15 protein-coding genes are annotated in these 15508 nt (G+C 66.2%); 12 read left to right on the forward strand and 3 right to left on the reverse strand.

The features are described 5' to 3' along the window. Nucleotides 1-55 precede the first annotated feature (55 nt). The gene (locus FB460_RS03230; RefSeq protein ID WP_246044222.1) at nucleotides 56-1546 is read left to right on the forward strand and encodes a leucyl aminopeptidase; all 1491 of its coding nucleotides are present in this window, start codon (nucleotides 56-58) and stop codon (nucleotides 1544-1546) included. Nucleotides 1547-1558: 12 nt separating this feature from the next. On the opposite strand, the gene FB460_RS03235 is transcribed toward FB460_RS03230, so the two are convergent. Next, the gene (locus tag FB460_RS03235; protein WP_142092654.1) at nucleotides 1559-1897 is read right to left on the reverse strand and encodes a hypothetical protein; all 339 of its coding nucleotides are present in this window, start codon (nucleotides 1895-1897) and stop codon (nucleotides 1559-1561) included. 70 nt (nucleotides 1898-1967) lie between these two features. On the opposite strand from FB460_RS03235, the gene lpdA reads away from it, so the two are divergent. Continuing rightward, nucleotides 1968-3362 carry a dihydrolipoyl dehydrogenase gene (gene lpdA / locus FB460_RS03240; RefSeq protein WP_211345806.1) on the forward strand — a complete coding sequence of 465 codons (1395 nt, stop codon included), beginning with the start codon at nucleotides 1968-1970 and terminating at the stop codon, nucleotides 3360-3362. 51 nt (nucleotides 3363-3413) lie between these two features. Next, nucleotides 3414-5180: a 2-oxoglutarate dehydrogenase, E2 component, dihydrolipoamide succinyltransferase gene (gene sucB, locus FB460_RS03245; protein WP_142092656.1), complete on the forward strand. Its 1767-nt coding sequence runs from the start codon at nucleotides 3414-3416 to the stop codon at nucleotides 5178-5180. A gap of 45 nt (nucleotides 5181-5225) precedes the next feature. Here the strand turns inward: sucB and FB460_RS03250 are convergent, their stop codons facing one another. Then, complete coding sequence (locus FB460_RS03250) at nucleotides 5226-6137, reverse strand: hypothetical protein (protein WP_142092657.1); 912 nt, start codon at nucleotides 6135-6137, stop codon at nucleotides 5226-5228. 375 nt (nucleotides 6138-6512) lie between these two features. Between FB460_RS03250 and lipB the strand changes: the two genes are divergently transcribed. From lipB to FB460_RS03295, 9 genes are all read left to right on the forward strand, one after another. Continuing rightward, nucleotides 6513-7148, forward strand: a complete 636-nt coding sequence (lipB, locus tag FB460_RS03255; protein WP_142092658.1) for a lipoyl(octanoyl) transferase LipB — start codon at nucleotides 6513-6515, stop codon at nucleotides 7146-7148. Between the two features lie 83 nt (nucleotides 7149-7231). Beyond that, nucleotides 7232-8221 (forward strand): ABC transporter ATP-binding protein, encoded by a 990-nt coding sequence (locus tag FB460_RS03260; protein WP_142092659.1) that lies wholly within the window; start codon nucleotides 7232-7234, stop codon nucleotides 8219-8221. Then, entirely contained in the window at nucleotides 8218-8970 is a 753-nt protein-coding gene (locus FB460_RS03265; protein ID WP_142092660.1) for a hypothetical protein, read from the forward strand. Before FB460_RS03260 ends, FB460_RS03265 begins: the two co-directional genes overlap by 4 nt. Nucleotides 8971-9012: 42 nt before the next feature. Then, on the forward strand, nucleotides 9013-9942 hold the full coding sequence (gene lipA / locus FB460_RS03270; RefSeq protein WP_142092661.1) for a lipoyl synthase: 930 nt from the start codon (nucleotides 9013-9015) through the stop codon (nucleotides 9940-9942). Beyond that, nucleotides 9939-10742, forward strand: a complete 804-nt coding sequence (locus FB460_RS03275; RefSeq protein WP_246044223.1) for a DUF4191 domain-containing protein — start codon at nucleotides 9939-9941, stop codon at nucleotides 10740-10742. Before lipA ends, FB460_RS03275 begins: the two co-directional genes overlap by 4 nt. Before the next feature lies 1 nt (nucleotide 10743). Further along, nucleotides 10744-12534, forward strand: a complete 1791-nt coding sequence (locus FB460_RS03280) for an ABC-F family ATP-binding cassette domain-containing protein (RefSeq protein WP_142092662.1) — start codon at nucleotides 10744-10746, stop codon at nucleotides 12532-12534. Between the two features lie 48 nt (nucleotides 12535-12582). Further along, complete coding sequence (locus FB460_RS03285; protein ID WP_142092663.1) at nucleotides 12583-13128, forward strand: CPBP family intramembrane glutamic endopeptidase; 546 nt, start codon at nucleotides 12583-12585, stop codon at nucleotides 13126-13128. Nucleotides 13129-13169: 41 nt separating this feature from the next. After that, on the forward strand, nucleotides 13170-14396 hold the full coding sequence (locus tag FB460_RS03290; protein WP_142092664.1) for an alpha-amylase family protein: 1227 nt from the start codon (nucleotides 13170-13172) through the stop codon (nucleotides 14394-14396). Nucleotides 14397-14526: 130 nt separating this feature from the next. Next, nucleotides 14527-15063 carry a hypothetical protein gene (locus tag FB460_RS03295; RefSeq protein ID WP_142092665.1) on the forward strand — a complete coding sequence of 179 codons (537 nt, stop codon included), beginning with the start codon at nucleotides 14527-14529 and terminating at the stop codon, nucleotides 15061-15063. Here the strand turns inward: FB460_RS03295 and FB460_RS03300 are convergent. Beyond that, complete coding sequence (locus FB460_RS03300) at nucleotides 15060-15500, reverse strand: RDD family protein (protein WP_142092666.1); 441 nt, start codon at nucleotides 15498-15500, stop codon at nucleotides 15060-15062. The two genes, FB460_RS03295 and FB460_RS03300, sit on opposite strands and share 4 nt — an antisense overlap. Between the last annotated feature and the right edge of the window lie 8 nt (nucleotides 15501-15508).

Genomic DNA, 15508 nt, shown 5'->3' on the forward strand with positions numbered 1-15508 from the left:
ACGTCTCGGCTCGACGCCACCTTGACGTCGAGCGACACACGTCGGAAGGACACCCGTGACCACTCCCGCAATGCCCGCGCTTTCGGCTGCCAAGTCCCTGCCGCGCAACGCCGATGTCGTCGTTGTCGGTCTCCAGGGTGATGAGATTGTCGGCGTTCCCTCGTCATGGACCAAGCAGTACGCGAAGTCGATGGGTGTGGACGCCACCGAGATGGCCCGACAGCTCGGCGCCAAGAGCAAACTCAACTCCACCACCGTGCTGCCCGCCCCGAACCACCGCGTCGTGGTCGTGGGCCTCGGCGATGTGGAGCCCACTCCCGAACAGCTCCGCGAGGCGGCCGGCTCGGCCGCCCGAGCTGCGGGGAGCCTGGCCAACGGCGATGAGGGCCCGGCGCTGAACATCGCGGTCCTGCTGCCCACCGAGGAACCCGAACAGTTCCGCGCGGTCGCCGAAGGTGCCCTGCTCGGCCAGTACGAGTACGCGGGTGTGCGCAGCGAAGCGGTGCGCCCCAAGGTCGCTCGCATCACCGTCGTCGCCGAGGCTGACAAGGCCCAGGTCGCCGAGGCCGAGGCCATCGCTTCGGCGGTCATCACCGCACGCGAGTGGGTCAACACCCCCGCCAACCTGCTGTACCCCGAGACCTTCGCCGATTCGGCCAAGTCTCTCGCAGCGGCGTCCCGTAACAAGATCAACGTGGAGGTGCTCGACCACGAGGCTCTTCGCCGCGGCGGCTACGGCGGCATCGTGACCGTCGGTGGCGGTTCCAGCCGCGAACCACGCCTCGCCCGCCTGTCGTACGCCCCGCGTGGCGCGTCGGCCCACCTGGTGTTGGTCGGCAAGGGCATCACATTCGACTCCGGTGGTCTCAACCTCAAGCCCAGCACCTCGATGTACACGATGCGCTCCGACATGGGCGGAGCCGCTGCGGTGCTTGCCGCCACTCGCGCCATCGCCGATCTCGGGCTGAAGGTGAAGGTCACCACGTACGCGCCGATGGCCGAGAACATGCCGTCACACACCGCCTACCGCCCCTCGGACGTTCTCACCATGTACGGCGGAACCACCGTGGAGAACGCCAACACCGACGCCGAGGGACGCTTGGTGCTGGCCGACGCTCTGGCCCGCGCCAATGCCGATGACCCCGACCTGGTGGTCGACGTCGCCACCCTCACCGGTGCGTGCATGGTGGCCCTGGGTCAGCGCACGTTCGGCATCTTCTCCGATGACGCCGGTGTCGGCGAGCTGCTGCTCGACGCCGCCGAGGTCGCCGGCGAGGACGTGTGGCCGATGCCGGTGCCGGAATGGGCCCGTGAAGCACTCGAGTCGAAGGTCGCCGACATCAAGTCCTCCGGTGACCGTGCCGGCGGCGCCCAGCAGGCCGCCGCGTTCCTCCGCCACTTCGTCGACACCGACACCAACTGGGCGCACCTGGACATCGCCGGGCCCGGCTTCAACGACAAGGGCCCCCGCGGTTACACGCCGTCCGGCGGCACCGGTGTCGCCGTGCGCACCCTCGTGGAGGTCGCTCGCTCCCTCGAGGGCTGACCGAATCCCCCGTCACTGACGCCGGCGTCGAGCCTTCTCCCGCGCGATGTGATCCCGCATCCGTTGGGGGTAGGGCACGACGCCGGCGCGGTGTGCGGGGATACCCCGTGCATCCGCCCACCGGTAGGCCCAGGTCTCGCTGGGCACCTGCCTACGGGTGAATTCTCCGTCGAAGGCGACGAGCAGAATCGATGGGCGCGCGAACTTCTGCGCCTCCTCCACCCACGCCTCCACTCCCCACCGCGTGTCGACGAAATTCTGCAGGTGGTCGGCGAATGCCTCATTCGTCAGGGGACGGGCGGCGTCGGTGCGTTCACGACGGCCCTTCCGCAATCGGTCCCAGATTCCCACCCCGACATCTTAAACGCCTCATCCTGCCGATGGGCTGCGAAAGTGCACGTGCCGTGCCAAGATGGCGGCCATGGCTGATGACTACGACGTTGTGGTTCTTGGTGCCGGCAGTGGCGGCTATGCCGCCGCCCTTCGCTCGGCACAGTTGGGAAGGCGCGTTGCGCTGGTCGAGCAGAGCAAGGTGGGCGGCACCTGTCTGCATCGCGGCTGCATCCCCACGAAGGCATGGCTGCACGCAGCCGAGGTGGCTGACACCGTGCGGGACGCCTCAGCCGTCGGAGTGACCGCTTCTCTGGATTCGGTCGACGCCTCCGCCGTGGGGGCGTATGCCGAGCGCATCATCGACCGTCTGTACAAGGGACTCACCGGCATGGTGTCGGGGCGCGGCATAGAGACGGTGGAAGGTGCCGGACGCCTCGTCGAGGACCGGGGTCGCCCCGCCGTTGCCGTGGGTGACCGCATCCTGCATGCTCCCGACATCGTCCTGGCGACCGGTTCGTATTCGCGCACGCTGGGGCTGCCCATCGACAACGAGCGCATCCTCACCAGCGAGCATGCATTGCAGCTTGCGTCCCTGCCGGAATCGGCGATCGTGCTCGGCGGTGGCGTCATCGGCGTCGAGTTCGCGTCGGCGTGGGCATCACTGGGTGTGGATGTGCAGATCGTCGAGGCTGCAGACCGTCTCGTCCCCAACGAAGAGCCCGAGATCTCCAAGACGCTGGCCCGCGCCTTCCGTAAACGTGGCATCACCGCGCACACCGGTTCGCCGATGTCATCGGTGGATTCAGGTGAGCACAACGTCGAACTGACCCTGAAGGACGGTAAGACGCTCACCGCCGATGTCCTGCTCGTCGCCGTGGGGCGCGGCCCCTCCACGCAGGGGCTCGGGTTCGCCGAGGTCGGCGTCGAGATGGCTGAAGACTTCGTGGTGGTCGATGAGCGTCTGCGCACCTCGGCTCCCGGCGTCTGGGCTGTCGGTGACATCGTGCCGGGCCTGCAGCTGGCCCATCGGGGGTTCGCCCACGGCATCTTCGTTGCCGAGGAGATCGCACATCGCGAAGGACTGATCGAGCGCGCTCCCGCGCCGGTCCTGGATCGCGAGATCCCGAAGGTCACCTACTGCGACCCGGAGATCGCTTCGGTGGGGTTGACGCAGGCCCAGGCCGAGCAGGAATACGGCGAGGCCAGCACCTACTCCTACAACCTCGGCGGCAATGGGCGCTCGCAGATCCTGCAGACCGCCGGGCTGGTCAAGCTCGTGTCGAATCCGGCCGGAGAGATCGTCGGTGTGCACATGGTCGGTGGACGTATGGGCGAGCAGGTCGGCGAGGCGCAACTCATCACGGCGTGGGGCGCCCATGCCGATGAGGTGGCCCAGTTGGTGCATGCGCACCCCACCCAAAACGAAGCGCTGGGCGAAGCGGCCATGGCTCTGGCGGGCAAGCCCCTCCACGCCCCTGACTGATTACGGCTAGGGTGGGCAACGCACAGAAATCTCACGTTGAGGAGCTCGTACATGTCGACTTCCGTAACTCTTCCGGCGCTCGGCGAGAGCGTCACCGAGGGCACCGTCTCACAGTGGCTCAAGAGCGTCGGCGACCGCGTCGAAGTCGACGAGGCGCTCGTGGAGATCTCGACCGACAAGGTCGACACCGAAGTCCCATCCCCCGTCGCCGGAACCCTGCTGGAGATCCGGGCCAACGAGGACGACACCATCGAGGTCGGCGAGGTCCTCGCCATCATCGGTGATGAGGGCGAGGCCCCGGCTGAAGAGGCTCCCGCCGCAGAAGCTCCGCAGGCAGAACCCGAGCAGCCGAAGGATGAGCCCGCGCAGGAGAAGCCGGCCGAGGACCAGCCGTCCTCCGGTGGCGGCACCGCTTCCGGCACCGAGGTGACGCTCCCCGCTCTCGGTGAGTCCGTGACCGAGGGCACCGTCTCGCAGTGGCTCAAGAGCGTCGGCGACAGCGTCGAGGTGGACGAGGCGCTCGTGGAGATCTCGACCGACAAGGTCGACACCGAAGTCCCCTCCCCCGTCGCAGGAACCCTGCTGGAGATCCGGGCCAACGAGGACGACACCATCGAGGTCGGCGAGGTCCTCGCCATCGTCGGCGATGGTTCTGCGGCTCCTGCCAAGCAGGAAGCACCCAAGCAGGAGGCTCCCAAGGAAGAGGCCCCCAAGGAAGAGCCCAAGCAGGAGGCTCCTGCTCAGGAGGAGCAGGACGAGCAGGGCGTCGACGAGCCCGGTTCGAAGGCCCAGGCCGCTGCCGGCGATGAAGGTGGGCAGGCCCCGATCCCGACCCCTGAGCCGGTGGCGAAGAACGTCGTGGCTCCGCGTGCGAGCAACAGCGATGAGGGGCAGTATGTGACGCCGCTCGTCCGCAAGCTCGCCGAGCAGAAGGGTGTCGATCTCTCCTCGATCAAGGGCACCGGCGTTGGTGGCCGCATCCGCAAGCAGGATGTTCTCGACGCTGCCGCTGCTCCGGCTGCTTCACAGGCTCCCGCCGCGAAGGAGACTCCCACCGGGGCCTCGGCTCCCAAGCCGAGCCCGGAGGCCGCTGCGAAGCGTGGCACCACGGAGAAGTTGAGCCGTCTGCGCAAGACCATCGCCAAGCGTATGACCGAGTCGCTGCAGGTTTCGGCCCAGCTGACCGCCACGGTTGAGGTGGATCTGACCCTGATCTCGCGGATCCGCAAGGTCGCGAAGGAGGACTTCAAGAAGCGCAACGGCGTATCGCTGTCCTACCTGCCGTTCATCACGAAGGCAGCCGTCGAGGCCCTGCAGCAGTTCCCGAAGGTCAACGCGACCATCGACACCGACGCCGGTACCGCCACCTACAGCGATGCCGAGCACATCGGCATCGCCGTGGACACCGAGCGTGGCCTGCTGGTCCCTGTGATCAAGAACGCCGGCGATCTCAACGTCGGTGGTCTGGCTCGCCAGATCGGTGATGTGGCTGCACGTACCCGCAAGGGTGACCTCTCACCGGACGACCTGACCGGCGGCACGTTCACCATCACCAACTACGGTTCGGGTGGCACGCTGTTCGACACACCGATCATCAACCAGCCCCAGGTGGCGATCCTGGGGACCGGCGCGCTGGTGAAGCGTCCGATGGTGATGACCGATACCAACCTCGGCGAAACCATCGCGGTGCGCGACATGATGTACCTGTCGCTCACCTACGACCACCGTTTGGTCGATGGCGCCGACGCTGCTCGATTCCTCAGCGCCGTCAAGGAGCGCCTGGAGGAGGGAGACTTCGGAGCCGAGTTCGGTCTCTGAGTCCCCGGCTGCGCTGAACCCCGGCTGACAGTCAACGGCCGCACATCACCTCTGGTGGTGTGCGGCCGTTGTCGTCTTCTGCGGTCTCACTGGAAGTCTGTGCACCGACAACGGTGCGTGCGTTTCCACTGTGTTCAATCTGGCGGGGCACACACCACAGTGACGCATCGAGCCGGCCCATCCCCGTTGCTGGAGCATGGCGGCGACGATGGACGCCGTGCCGCAGGGGTCGCCCACCACGTCCATCCAGCTGAAGTGCAGGGTCTCGACGCCCATCGCCGCCCGCAGGTTGTCTATGCGTGTGTCGAGGTGGACACGGTCCCGGTGATACCCCCAGCCATCGAACTCGATCGCAAGAGCCTGATCGCTGTACCAACCATCCGCCGCACGCGGCCCGACGATCACCTGCCGTTGAGGAGTGGGCAATCGATGCGGCCGCTCCACCCGACTCACGTACCGGTGTTCGAGCGCCGAATGGACTCCCTGCGCCGCGTCCGAGACGAGCGCCCGTAGAAGTTTCCGGCGCCCGTGACGAGCACGCCCCTCCAACAGTGCGAGAAGCCGCGCTGGGTCAATCTGCCGCTCTTGGAGCAGCCGCGTCATCAGGCCGATGACATCCAACTCGGGCAGGCCGTCACACACATCGAGAGCCGCATCGTGTCGGTCGACCAACCGTCGAACCTGCGTACTGCGCGTAAGCCGATTCGCGCAGTCGCGCCGGAACCACCATCGCATCGTCGGATCGTTCGGAGGAGCGCTGCGACGTACATGCGCCGGGGTCCACACGGTGATCACTCTGTCGGCACCGCTGGGCATCGATGGCACGATGCTGTCGATGCCATGCAGGATCAGCGCGTGCCAGCCCCCGACCGCTGAGCCTGATCCGCCGATGACTGCACCGGCCCGGGCCCATGTCCCAAGCGTCGGTGCGTGAACGGCGTAGAGCCCTCTCCCCACGTGCCGCAGGGTGCCATCGGCAACCATCCGTGAACGCACGCGTCTGGTGAGACCTTCCGCATCAAGTTCATCGTGGGTCACCAGACCGTGGCGGGCCATCGCTCGGTGTCTCAAGGCTGGTGAAAGCATCCGTCGCATCTGCATGCCCCGCATGATGGATGGGTCCTGCACTTTTCGAACCGCTGCATGAGGCCCCTGTGGACGCAGCTCGAGGACGGCTCCAAGCTGTGGACGTTCTTCCCGAAGCCGCCCCCACCACACAGTGGAAGCGCAGGCACCAACATCGGTGCTCAGGTTTCCACAGCAAAGCTGTCGTCCACGTCAAGGCGAACAGCCCTCCATCGCCATCTGAGCGGCAGGAGTACAGTGCGCTCCATGGCCCTGGAGTGCATGCGACGCGAGAACGAACAGATCGATTATGTGGAGGCATGGGAGCTGCAACGTTCGATCCATGCCGACGTGGTCGCTCAGAGGCGTCCGGCCACCGCGATCTTCCTGCAGCATCCGGCCACCTACACCGCTGGCAAGCGCACCGAGCCCCACGAACGCCCCACTGACGGAACCCCGGTGGTGGATGTCGACCGTGGCGGAAAGATCACCTGGCACGGTCCCGGGCAGCTCGTTGTGTACCCCATCGTGACGCTGCCCAACAAGGTCGGCGTCGTCGATTACGTCCGTCACATGGAGCAGGCGATGATCGACACCCTCGCCGAGTACGGCGTCGAGGCCGACCGCGTCGAGGGACGATCCGGCGCATGGCTCCCGGCCGACGGCGCCAAACCAGAGCGCAAGATCGGCGCGATCGGCATCCGCGTTTCGCACAACACGACCCTGCATGGAATCTCGCTCAACCTGGACAGCGATCTCACTGGTTTTGGCGGCATCGTCCCCTGTGGCATCGCCGACGCCGGTGTCGGGCGGTTGTGTGACGAGATCGACCAATGCCCCTCGATGACCGAGTTCGCCGACGTGTTCGAACGCCACCTGCGCAGCCAGCTCTCCTACGCCTGAGCACCGAATCACCGACTCACGGCCGACCCCCGATGGCCTGCGGGCCGATGGGTCGATGACCCCTGTGGTGTCATGCTCGATGCATGCTTCCGGAGATGGCCGTCGAGGTGGACCAACTCAACAAGTCCTTCACCACCTGGTGGGGGCGCACCACCCCCTCCCTCATCAGCATCGACCTCCACGTGCGACGCGGCACCGTTCATGGCTTCCTCGGCCCGAACGGGGCCGGCAAGTCCACGACGATCCGGGCTCTCATGGGCCTGACTCGGTGCAACGGGCGCATGCGTGTGTTCGGCCACGAGGTGCCAGAACATCTCCCGCGTGTCATCCATCGTGTGGGGGCCATCGTCGAACGCCCTCGGTTCCCGACCGAGTTCTCCGGGTACCGCAACCTCCGCCATCTGGCCGGTTCGCTGGGGCTGCCTAACCGTGAGATCGGCCGTGTACTGGACATCTGTGACCTCAACAGCGCCGCCCACATCCGCTACGGGGCGTATTCGTTGGGTATGAAGCAGCGTCTCGCCATCGCTGCGGCCCTGCTCACCGAGCCGGATCTGATCATCCTCGACGAACCGACCAACGGCCTGGACCCCCAGGGCATCCGCCACATGCGCCAGCTCACCCGTCGTTTGGCCGATGAGGGTCGCACGGTGTTGATCTCGACGCACCTGCTGGCAGAGGTGGAGCAGATCGCCGACGACATCACCATCGTCAATGGTGGACGCACGGTCGCCGCCGGAAGCCTCGACGCATTCGCCGGTGGCCGTCAACGGTGGCGGCTGACGCTCGCCGCCCACGAGGCGTCAGCATCGGTGGCGCAGCAGACCCTCCAGCAACGCGGATGGCAGGTGGTCCCTGAAGGCGGCGCGCTCATCGTGTTGGGCGACGAACCCGGGTACGCCATCACCCAGACCCTCACCGCCGCCGGGCTGTGGGTCGAGTCGCTCACCCCTGTCAGCACCGGCCTGGAGGAGACGTTCCTGCAACTCACCGCACCGGGTGTCCGCCCCGGTGAACTTCCTCCGACACCGATCACCAGCAGCACCAACCCACATCACGGGAGCCTTCGATGACCACCGCGTCGCCCCATCCGTCGTTCCTTCGCCTGTTTCGCGCCGAGCTCGACAGACACGCACGTCGCCGCAGTACATGGGTCGGCGCCCTCATCATGTTGGCGCTCTGCATGGTCGCTCGCTTCGACGGCTACACCGATGCGTTCGACCACCTGCTGATCTGCACCACCTTCGGCGCGATGTGGGGGTACCTGACCGCCGTCGCCAACGTCGGGGGCGACATCCGCTCCGGTGCCCTGGGGACGTGGCTGACCTTCCACCCACGGCGTCAGCGTGTGTGGTGGGCCCGCCTGCTGGCCATCATCGTCACCACGGCCATCGGTGTCCTGGCGACCATCCTCCTGATCACGTCCACCCATCTCCCCGCTGTCGTGACATCGACGGGGCACGGCCTGGGGTGGCTGTTCCTGGTGGCGCTGCTGACTCCGGTGTGCGCGGCCGTCATGGGCGCCGCCACGGCCGCGCTGTGTGGTTCGACGCTCTCCGCGCTCGGTGTCGCAGCCGGCTACCTGACGCTGCTGTTCGTCTCCAACATCCTGATTCCGGGCCTGTCGAGCACGTGGGGGCCCATCGCGCCGATCGGGGACCTGTTCGACGGGATCAACAACTACAACAGCTACTCGAGGGGACACCCAGACAGCGGCACCAGCTATGACCTGCCGTTCTGGGCCATGATCCGGCTGCTGATCTGGACCCTCGCCATCGGCACGGTCGGCACTCTGCGCTGGTCCCGTCGCGACGTCGACTGACCCGCTCGAAAACCCCAGCTCCGCGCGCTAGAATCGCGCGATATGACGTTGACTCCCGAAGGCCGCAAGCTCCTGCGCGTCGAGGCACGCAATCAGGAGACCCCGATCGAGAAGAAGCCCTCGTGGATCCGTACGAAGGCGAAGATGGGCCCGGAGTACCGCGAGCTCTCGAATCTTGTGAAGGACGAGGGCCTGCACACGGTGTGTCAGGAGGCCGGCTGCCCCAATATCTTCGAATGTTGGGAGGATCGGGAGGCCACCTTCCTCATCGGCGGCGAGTTCTGCACCCGGCGTTGTGATTTCTGCCAGATCGAGTCGATGAAGCCCACCGAGTACGACACCGGTGAGCCCCAGCGTGTTGCCGAGTCGGTCCAGACGATGGGGTTGAAGTACGCCACGATCACCGGCGTCTGCCGCGACGATCAGCCCGACCTCGGCGCGTGGCTGTATGCCGAGACCATCCGCAAGGTCCATGAGGTCAACCCCGGCGTCGGCGTCGAGATGCTCGCCCCCGACTTCAACGGTCGCCCCGAGCTGCTCGGTCAGCTGTTCGAGGCGCGCCCGGAGGTGTTCGCCCATAACGTCGAGACCGTGCCGCGCATCTTCAAGCGCATCCGTCCCGGTTTCCGTTACGAGCGTTCGCTCGATGTTCTGACGCAGTCCCGCGACGCCGGCCTGGTCACCAAGAGCAACCTGATCCTCGGCATGGGTGAGACCCGCGAGGAGATCTCCCAGGCGTTGCAGGACCTGTATGACGCCGGGTGCGAGATCATCACGATCACGCAGTACCTTCGTCCGACCAAGCTGCACCACCCCATCGAACGATGGGTGAAGCCCGACGAGTTCGTCGAGTTGGGCAAGGAGGCAGAGGAGATCGGTTACGTGGGTGTCATGAGCGGGCCGCTGGTCCGTTCCTCGTACCGCGCCGGGCGATTGTACCGCCAGGCCATGGAGGCCAGGGAGTCGAAGTGACCGAACAACTCTCCGAGAAGGAGAAGGCGGCCCGCCGCCGCGCCGACGGCAAGGCCCGCGTCAAGCGTCTCCAGGAGGAAGCCAAGGCGAAGCGCAGGGCGGAGAAGGAACGCAAGCGCAATTCCACCGACCCCAAGGACATGGGTCGGCTGAAGCAGATCCGCGAGGTCTACCGCCTCACCAAGGAACACGACCCGAATCTGCCGTGGCTGCTGCTCGTGGCCTTCCTCGTTCCAATCGTCGTACTCGTGACCATCGGCTTCCTCGTCGGACGCCCCATCATGGTGGGGCTGCTGGGGCTTCCTGTCGGCCTGCTGCTGACAACCATCGTCCTCACGCGACGCGCCAAGAAGGCCACCTTCCTGCGCTATCAGGGCCAGGCCGGATCGGCCGAAGTGGCTTTGAACATGCTTCCGAAGGGCTGGACCTCGACGCCCGCCCTGACGTTCAACAAGCACAAGGACATGGTCCATCGTGCGGTCGGCCGTAGCGGGGTCGTGCTGATCGGCGAGGGTGACTCCAACCGTGTCCGCGCCATGCTCAACAGTGAGCAGCGCAAGCACGAGAAGTTCACCGACGCACCCGTCACCACCATCATCATGGGAGAGCGGAAGAACGAGGTTCCCCTCGGGCAGCTGACCTCCCACATCCAGAAGATGCCGAAGGTGCTGCAGAAGTACGAGCTCACCGAGGTGATCAGCCGGCTGCGCGCCATCGACGCCACTCGTCCGCGGATGCCGATGCCGAAGGGCCCGATGCCTTCGATGAAGGGCTCGCGGCGGGAGATGCGCGGCCGCTGACGTGGCCATCCTCCTCGGTGCGGAAGGCCTGCATCTCGAATATCCGACGAAGGTCGTCTTCGAGTCGGTGACGCTCGGCCTCCAAGAGGGCCAGCGCGTCGGCATCGTCGGTCGCAATGGTGACGGCAAATCAAGCCTCATGGGCATGCTCACCGGACGGATCGAGCCGGTCGAGGGCCGCGTCACCGTGCGCAACGGTGTGCGCATCGGCGTCCTCTCCCAAAGCGATGACCTCTCCCCCGATGCCACGGTCGGCCACTCCATCGTGGGCGACGCCGCCGAGCATGAGTGGGCCGGTGATCCACGCATCCGCGATGTGATCGGCGGATTGGTCTTTGACCTGGATTGGGACGCAACCATCACCGAACTCAGCGGCGGGCAGCGGCGCAGGGTCGCCCTCGCCGCGCTGCTGGTGGGCGAGTGGGACGTGTTGGCGCTCGATGAGCCCACCAACCACCTCGACATCGAGGGCATCGCATGGCTCGCCGACCATCTGCATCGTCGTTGGGCGCACAACGCCGGCGGATTGTTGGTGATCACCCACGACCGATGGTTCCTCGACGAGGTCTGCACCGACACATGGGAGGTCCACTCGGGCATCGTCGAGCCCTTCGAGGGCGGCTATGCCGCGTATGTGCTGCAACGCGTCGAACGTGACCGCATCGCCGCCGCCACCGAGGCCAAGCGTCAGAATCTGATGCGCAAGGAACTCGCCTGGCTGCGGCGTGGCGCCCCGGCACGCACGTCGAAGCCGAAGTTCCGGGTCGAGGCGGCCAACCAACTCATCGAGGACGAGCCACCGCCGCGTGATTCGATCTCGCTGCAACGCCTCGCCGTGGCCCGTCTTGGCAAGGATGTGGTCGACCTCGAAAACGCGGGCGTGCGTTTCGGCGACACCGATGTGCTGCGCGGCGTCACCTGGCGGATCGGCCCCGGTGAACGCACTGGGATCGTGGGAGCCAACGGGGCGGGCAAGTCGACACTGCTCAGCCTGATCTGCGGGACGCTCTCCCCCACGTCAGGGCGCGTCAAGCACGGTAAGACCGTGCGGATCGGCCTGTTGGACCAGCAGTTCTCCCAACTCTCCGAGATCGCCGGCGATCGGGTCCGGGAGGTGCTGGCGCGCACTCAGGCGTCCTTCACGATCGGTGGCCGGGAGTACACCCCCGCGCAACTCCTGGAACGCCTCGGTTTCTCCCGCGCCCACCTCTCGGCGCGTGTCGGGGAGCTCTCCGGCGGGCAGAAACGTCGACTGCAACTGCTGATGATCCTGCTCGACGAACCCAATGTGTTCGTCCTGGACGAGCCGACCAATGATGTCGACGCCGACATGCTCGCCGCTCTCGAGGACCTCCTCGACTCGTGGCCGGGCACCCTCATCGTCGTCTCCCATGACCGCTATCTGCTCGAACGCGTCACCGATCAGCAGTACGCGATCCTCGATGGGACGCTGCGGCATCTCCCCGGCGGGGTCGACGAGTATCTGCGCCTGGCGAAGGAGCGCGACGCCACCCCTGCCCCGGAGCCCACTGTCCATGCCTCCGATGACGCCGCCGAGCCCACGTTGAGCGGTGCTGAGCGTCACGCCCTGACCAAGGAGGTCGCCTCGGTCGAACGGCGCATCCAGAAGTTGACCGTGCAGATGGAGAAGATCCACTCCGACATGGCCGAGCACGACCCCACCGATTACCCCGCGCTCCAGCGGTTCACCGAGGATGCTCAGGCCCTTCAAACCGAGATCGACGAGCTCGAGGAGCAGTGGCTGGAGCTGTCTGAACGACTCGACGGCTGACGCACAGGCACCTCACGGCCAAAAATTACCGAGAGGTAACGTGGTGGTGTGGTCGAGTTCATCCTGTTCTGTGTCCCCACCGTCATCTATGTCGCCGTGGGATCACGCAGGAAGGGGCCCGGTTTCCTCCCGATGCTGCGCCGGGCAGGCGTGGCGTGGGGAAAGCCCGCCCATTACGGCTGGGCCCTGCTGATGATGGTGCCACTGCTTGTGGTGGCATGGCTCACCACGCAGCTGATCCCCACCGACGCGATCCAGGCCCAGGGCGTCGTCGTCGGCCAGCTGACGTCCGTGGGTGCCGTGCTCGGCGTCATCGCGCGGGCCACGGGTGAGGAGGTCTTCTTCCGCGGCTTCCTCGGGGGTCTCCTGATGCGTCGGCTCGGGTTCTGGTGGGGCAACCTCGTCCAGTCCCTGGTGTTCCTGGTCCCCCATCTGATGCTTCTCCTGATCGACACCCGGATGTGGCCGATCCTGCCGCTGCAGTTCGCCATCGGCTGGTTGCTGGGTTGGTTGCGTCACCGCGCCGATTCCTTCGTCCCCGGCGCCGTGGTCCATTCCCTCACCAACCTTCTGGCAGGCTTCCTCCTCGCCTGACGCCCCATCATGCGTCCGCGCCCGCGTGGGACAATCCAGACATGTCCTCAGTACCTTCGTCCACCCTGGTGGAGCACAGCATCTGGTGGCACGTGTACCCGCTCGGGGCCTGTGGAGCACCGATTCGTCCCGGTGATGACCAGGCGCCGGGTGACTGGCCGCTGGAACACCGTCTCCCACGCCTCGAGGCGTGGCTGGACCACGTGATCGAACTGGGCTGTTCAGGCCTGTTGCTGGGGCCGGTGTTCGCGTCGGTCGCCCACGGCTATGACACGCTCGATCACTTCAGGATCGATCCGCGTCTCGGCGATGATTCCGATTGGGACCACTTCGTGGAGGCATGTCATTCCCGTGGCCTGACGATCCTGCTCGACGGGGTGTTCAACCACGTCTCGACGCACCATGCGTGGGTGAGCGGCGACGGGCCGATCAAGCGCATCGATGGAGCGCCGGTGCCTTGGGAGGGCCACGGGGAGCTCAGCGAGCTCGATCACCGTGACGAACGCACCGCCGGGTTCGTCGTCGACGTCATGCGGCACTGGCTCGACCGCGGCGCTGCGGGCTGGCGTCTGGACGTGGCCTACGCGGTGCCTGCCGAGTTCTGGCGGACGGTGCTGGAACGGGTCCGCGAGACCCACCCCGATGCGCTCTTCCTGGGCGAAGTCATCCATGGTGACTACCCGCAGATCGCCCACGATGCAACGCTCGACTCGGTGACACAGTACGAACTGTGGAAGGCCATCTGGAGTTCCCTTGCCGACCACAACTTCTTCGAGCTCGCCCATGCCCTCGAACGACATGACGAGTTCTCACAGCGCATGGCGACGCAGACCTTCGTGGGCAACCACGATGTCACGCGTATCGCGACCAAGGTGGGCGACGCCGGTGCCGCCCTCGCTGCGGTGGTCCTGTTCACCGTCCCCGGCATGCCCAGCATCTACTACGGCGACGAACAGGCGTTCCGGGGTGAGAAGACCGACACGATCTCCGGTGACGACGCAGTCCGCCCACCGCTCCCGGCCACTCCAGCGGAGATGCTGCCCACCGGCGACTGGCTCGAGGACATCCACAAGGCTCTCATCGGCCTGCGCCGTCGACACCCATGGCTGACGCGTGGGCGCCTCCAAGTGGACAACATCACCAACACCTCCCTCGATTACCACGTGCACACCGGCGGGCATCGGCTCGACGTCCATCTCGACCTCGAGTCCACTCCCCATGCGATGCTGCGTTTCAACGACGGTGAGACATGGCAGGGGGTGGGGTGACGTCGTGCTGGAGGTTCTCGGCACGACTCCCCTGCCGTGGCCCATCACCGAGATGTGATCGTGTTCAACAAGGATTCTTCCGGCGCGACGCACCTGCATCTGGCGGCCCATCGGTCGGAGAATGTTCTGCATGCAGCGCGCCCTCTCCCTCGTGATCGGTTTGGCGCTCGTGCTCGGCGCGAGCGCCGCCGGAGTTGTTCTGTGGCGTACCGACGAGGGTCGTTCCTCCGTCGGTGTTGCCCGCCGCACGGACGGCTCGGTGACGCTGGTGACTGCTTGGTGTGCAGGTGAACGCCTGGATGAGCCCCGGATCGATGCCTGGGTGGACGGACGCTCCGGGCACCGGTTGATGGCGGCCTCGGGGTCCTCGACACAGGACGTCACCGCATATGTGGTGGGACGTCCGAATGCAGGCATGGAGGAGACTGTCAATGAGCCACTCCCGGAGTCCGATCCCCTTGTGGCGTACAACGCCGGTCAGCCCGATTCCTGGTGGCCTCGCCAGGGATATCCGTCATCGGCGACGGTGTTCCGGGTCAATCAGCTTCCGGTGAGCGACACCGATATACCGCGCGAAGTGATGGTCGGCGACGGCGAAATCATCCCATCGTCCGAGTTGTTCACCCAGCGATGCACCCCACATGGCGAGCAGCTCGCCGCGAACTAGCGTCGGTTCACCACGACGGTCCCCATGGTGAGGTCGTGCAGCCCCCTTCGGTGGACGCCGATCACCAGAGCCGGCAGCACCAGACAGATCAGGGCGGTGCGCAAAGCCGCGCGCCACAGCCTCACGGGTTCCGGGGTCAGGCGTACCACCATGATGCGGGCGCAGATCTGACCGAACGACCCTCCAGCGAAGGCAGTGCCGAGTGTGGCCTCGATGAAGAACAGCGCCATGGTGATCATGCCGAGGTACGGAACATCACCGAGCACACCGGCGCGGACCAGGCCCCAGGTCACGATCGTGCAGGCCGCCCAATCCACCACGAGGGCAGTGAAGCGTGCCCCCCAGGTGGCGAGTGATCCACGCCCCGTCTCGGGCAGACCCAGCTCCTCGCCGGGCCATGCCTCCTCGTGTCGAAGCTCAGATCCGGTACTCGCCATGCTGATAG

Origin of the sequence: Propioniferax innocua (genome assembly GCF_006716235.1) — a bacterium.
Taxonomy (GTDB): Bacteria; Actinomycetota; Actinomycetes; order Propionibacteriales; family Propionibacteriaceae; genus Propioniferax; species Propioniferax innocua.

Bases quoted from the DNA above. Each gene is read 5' to 3' on its own strand.
- lpdA (WP_211345806.1), top strand. From the start codon at position 1,968: ATGGCTGATGACTACGACGTTGTGGTTCTTGGTGCCGGCAGTGGCGGC.
- sucB (WP_142092656.1), top strand. From the start codon at position 3,414: ATGTCGACTTCCGTAACTCTTCCGGCGCTCGGCGAGAGCGTCACCGAG.
- lipB (WP_142092658.1), top strand. From the start codon at position 6,513: ATGGCCCTGGAGTGCATGCGACGCGAGAACGAACAGATCGATTATGTG.
- FB460_RS03260 (WP_142092659.1), top strand. From the start codon at position 7,232: ATGCTTCCGGAGATGGCCGTCGAGGTGGACCAACTCAACAAGTCCTTC.
- FB460_RS03265 (WP_142092660.1), top strand. From the start codon at position 8,218: ATGACCACCGCGTCGCCCCATCCGTCGTTCCTTCGCCTGTTTCGCGCC.
- lipA (WP_142092661.1), top strand. From the start codon at position 9,013: ATGACGTTGACTCCCGAAGGCCGCAAGCTCCTGCGCGTCGAGGCACGC.
- FB460_RS03290 (WP_142092664.1), top strand. From the start codon at position 13,170: ATGTCCTCAGTACCTTCGTCCACCCTGGTGGAGCACAGCATCTGGTGG.
- FB460_RS03295 (WP_142092665.1), top strand. From the start codon at position 14,527: ATGCAGCGCGCCCTCTCCCTCGTGATCGGTTTGGCGCTCGTGCTCGGC.
- FB460_RS03300 (WP_142092666.1), bottom strand. From the start codon at position 15,500: ATGGCGAGTACCGGATCTGAGCTTCGACACGAGGAGGCATGGCCCGGC.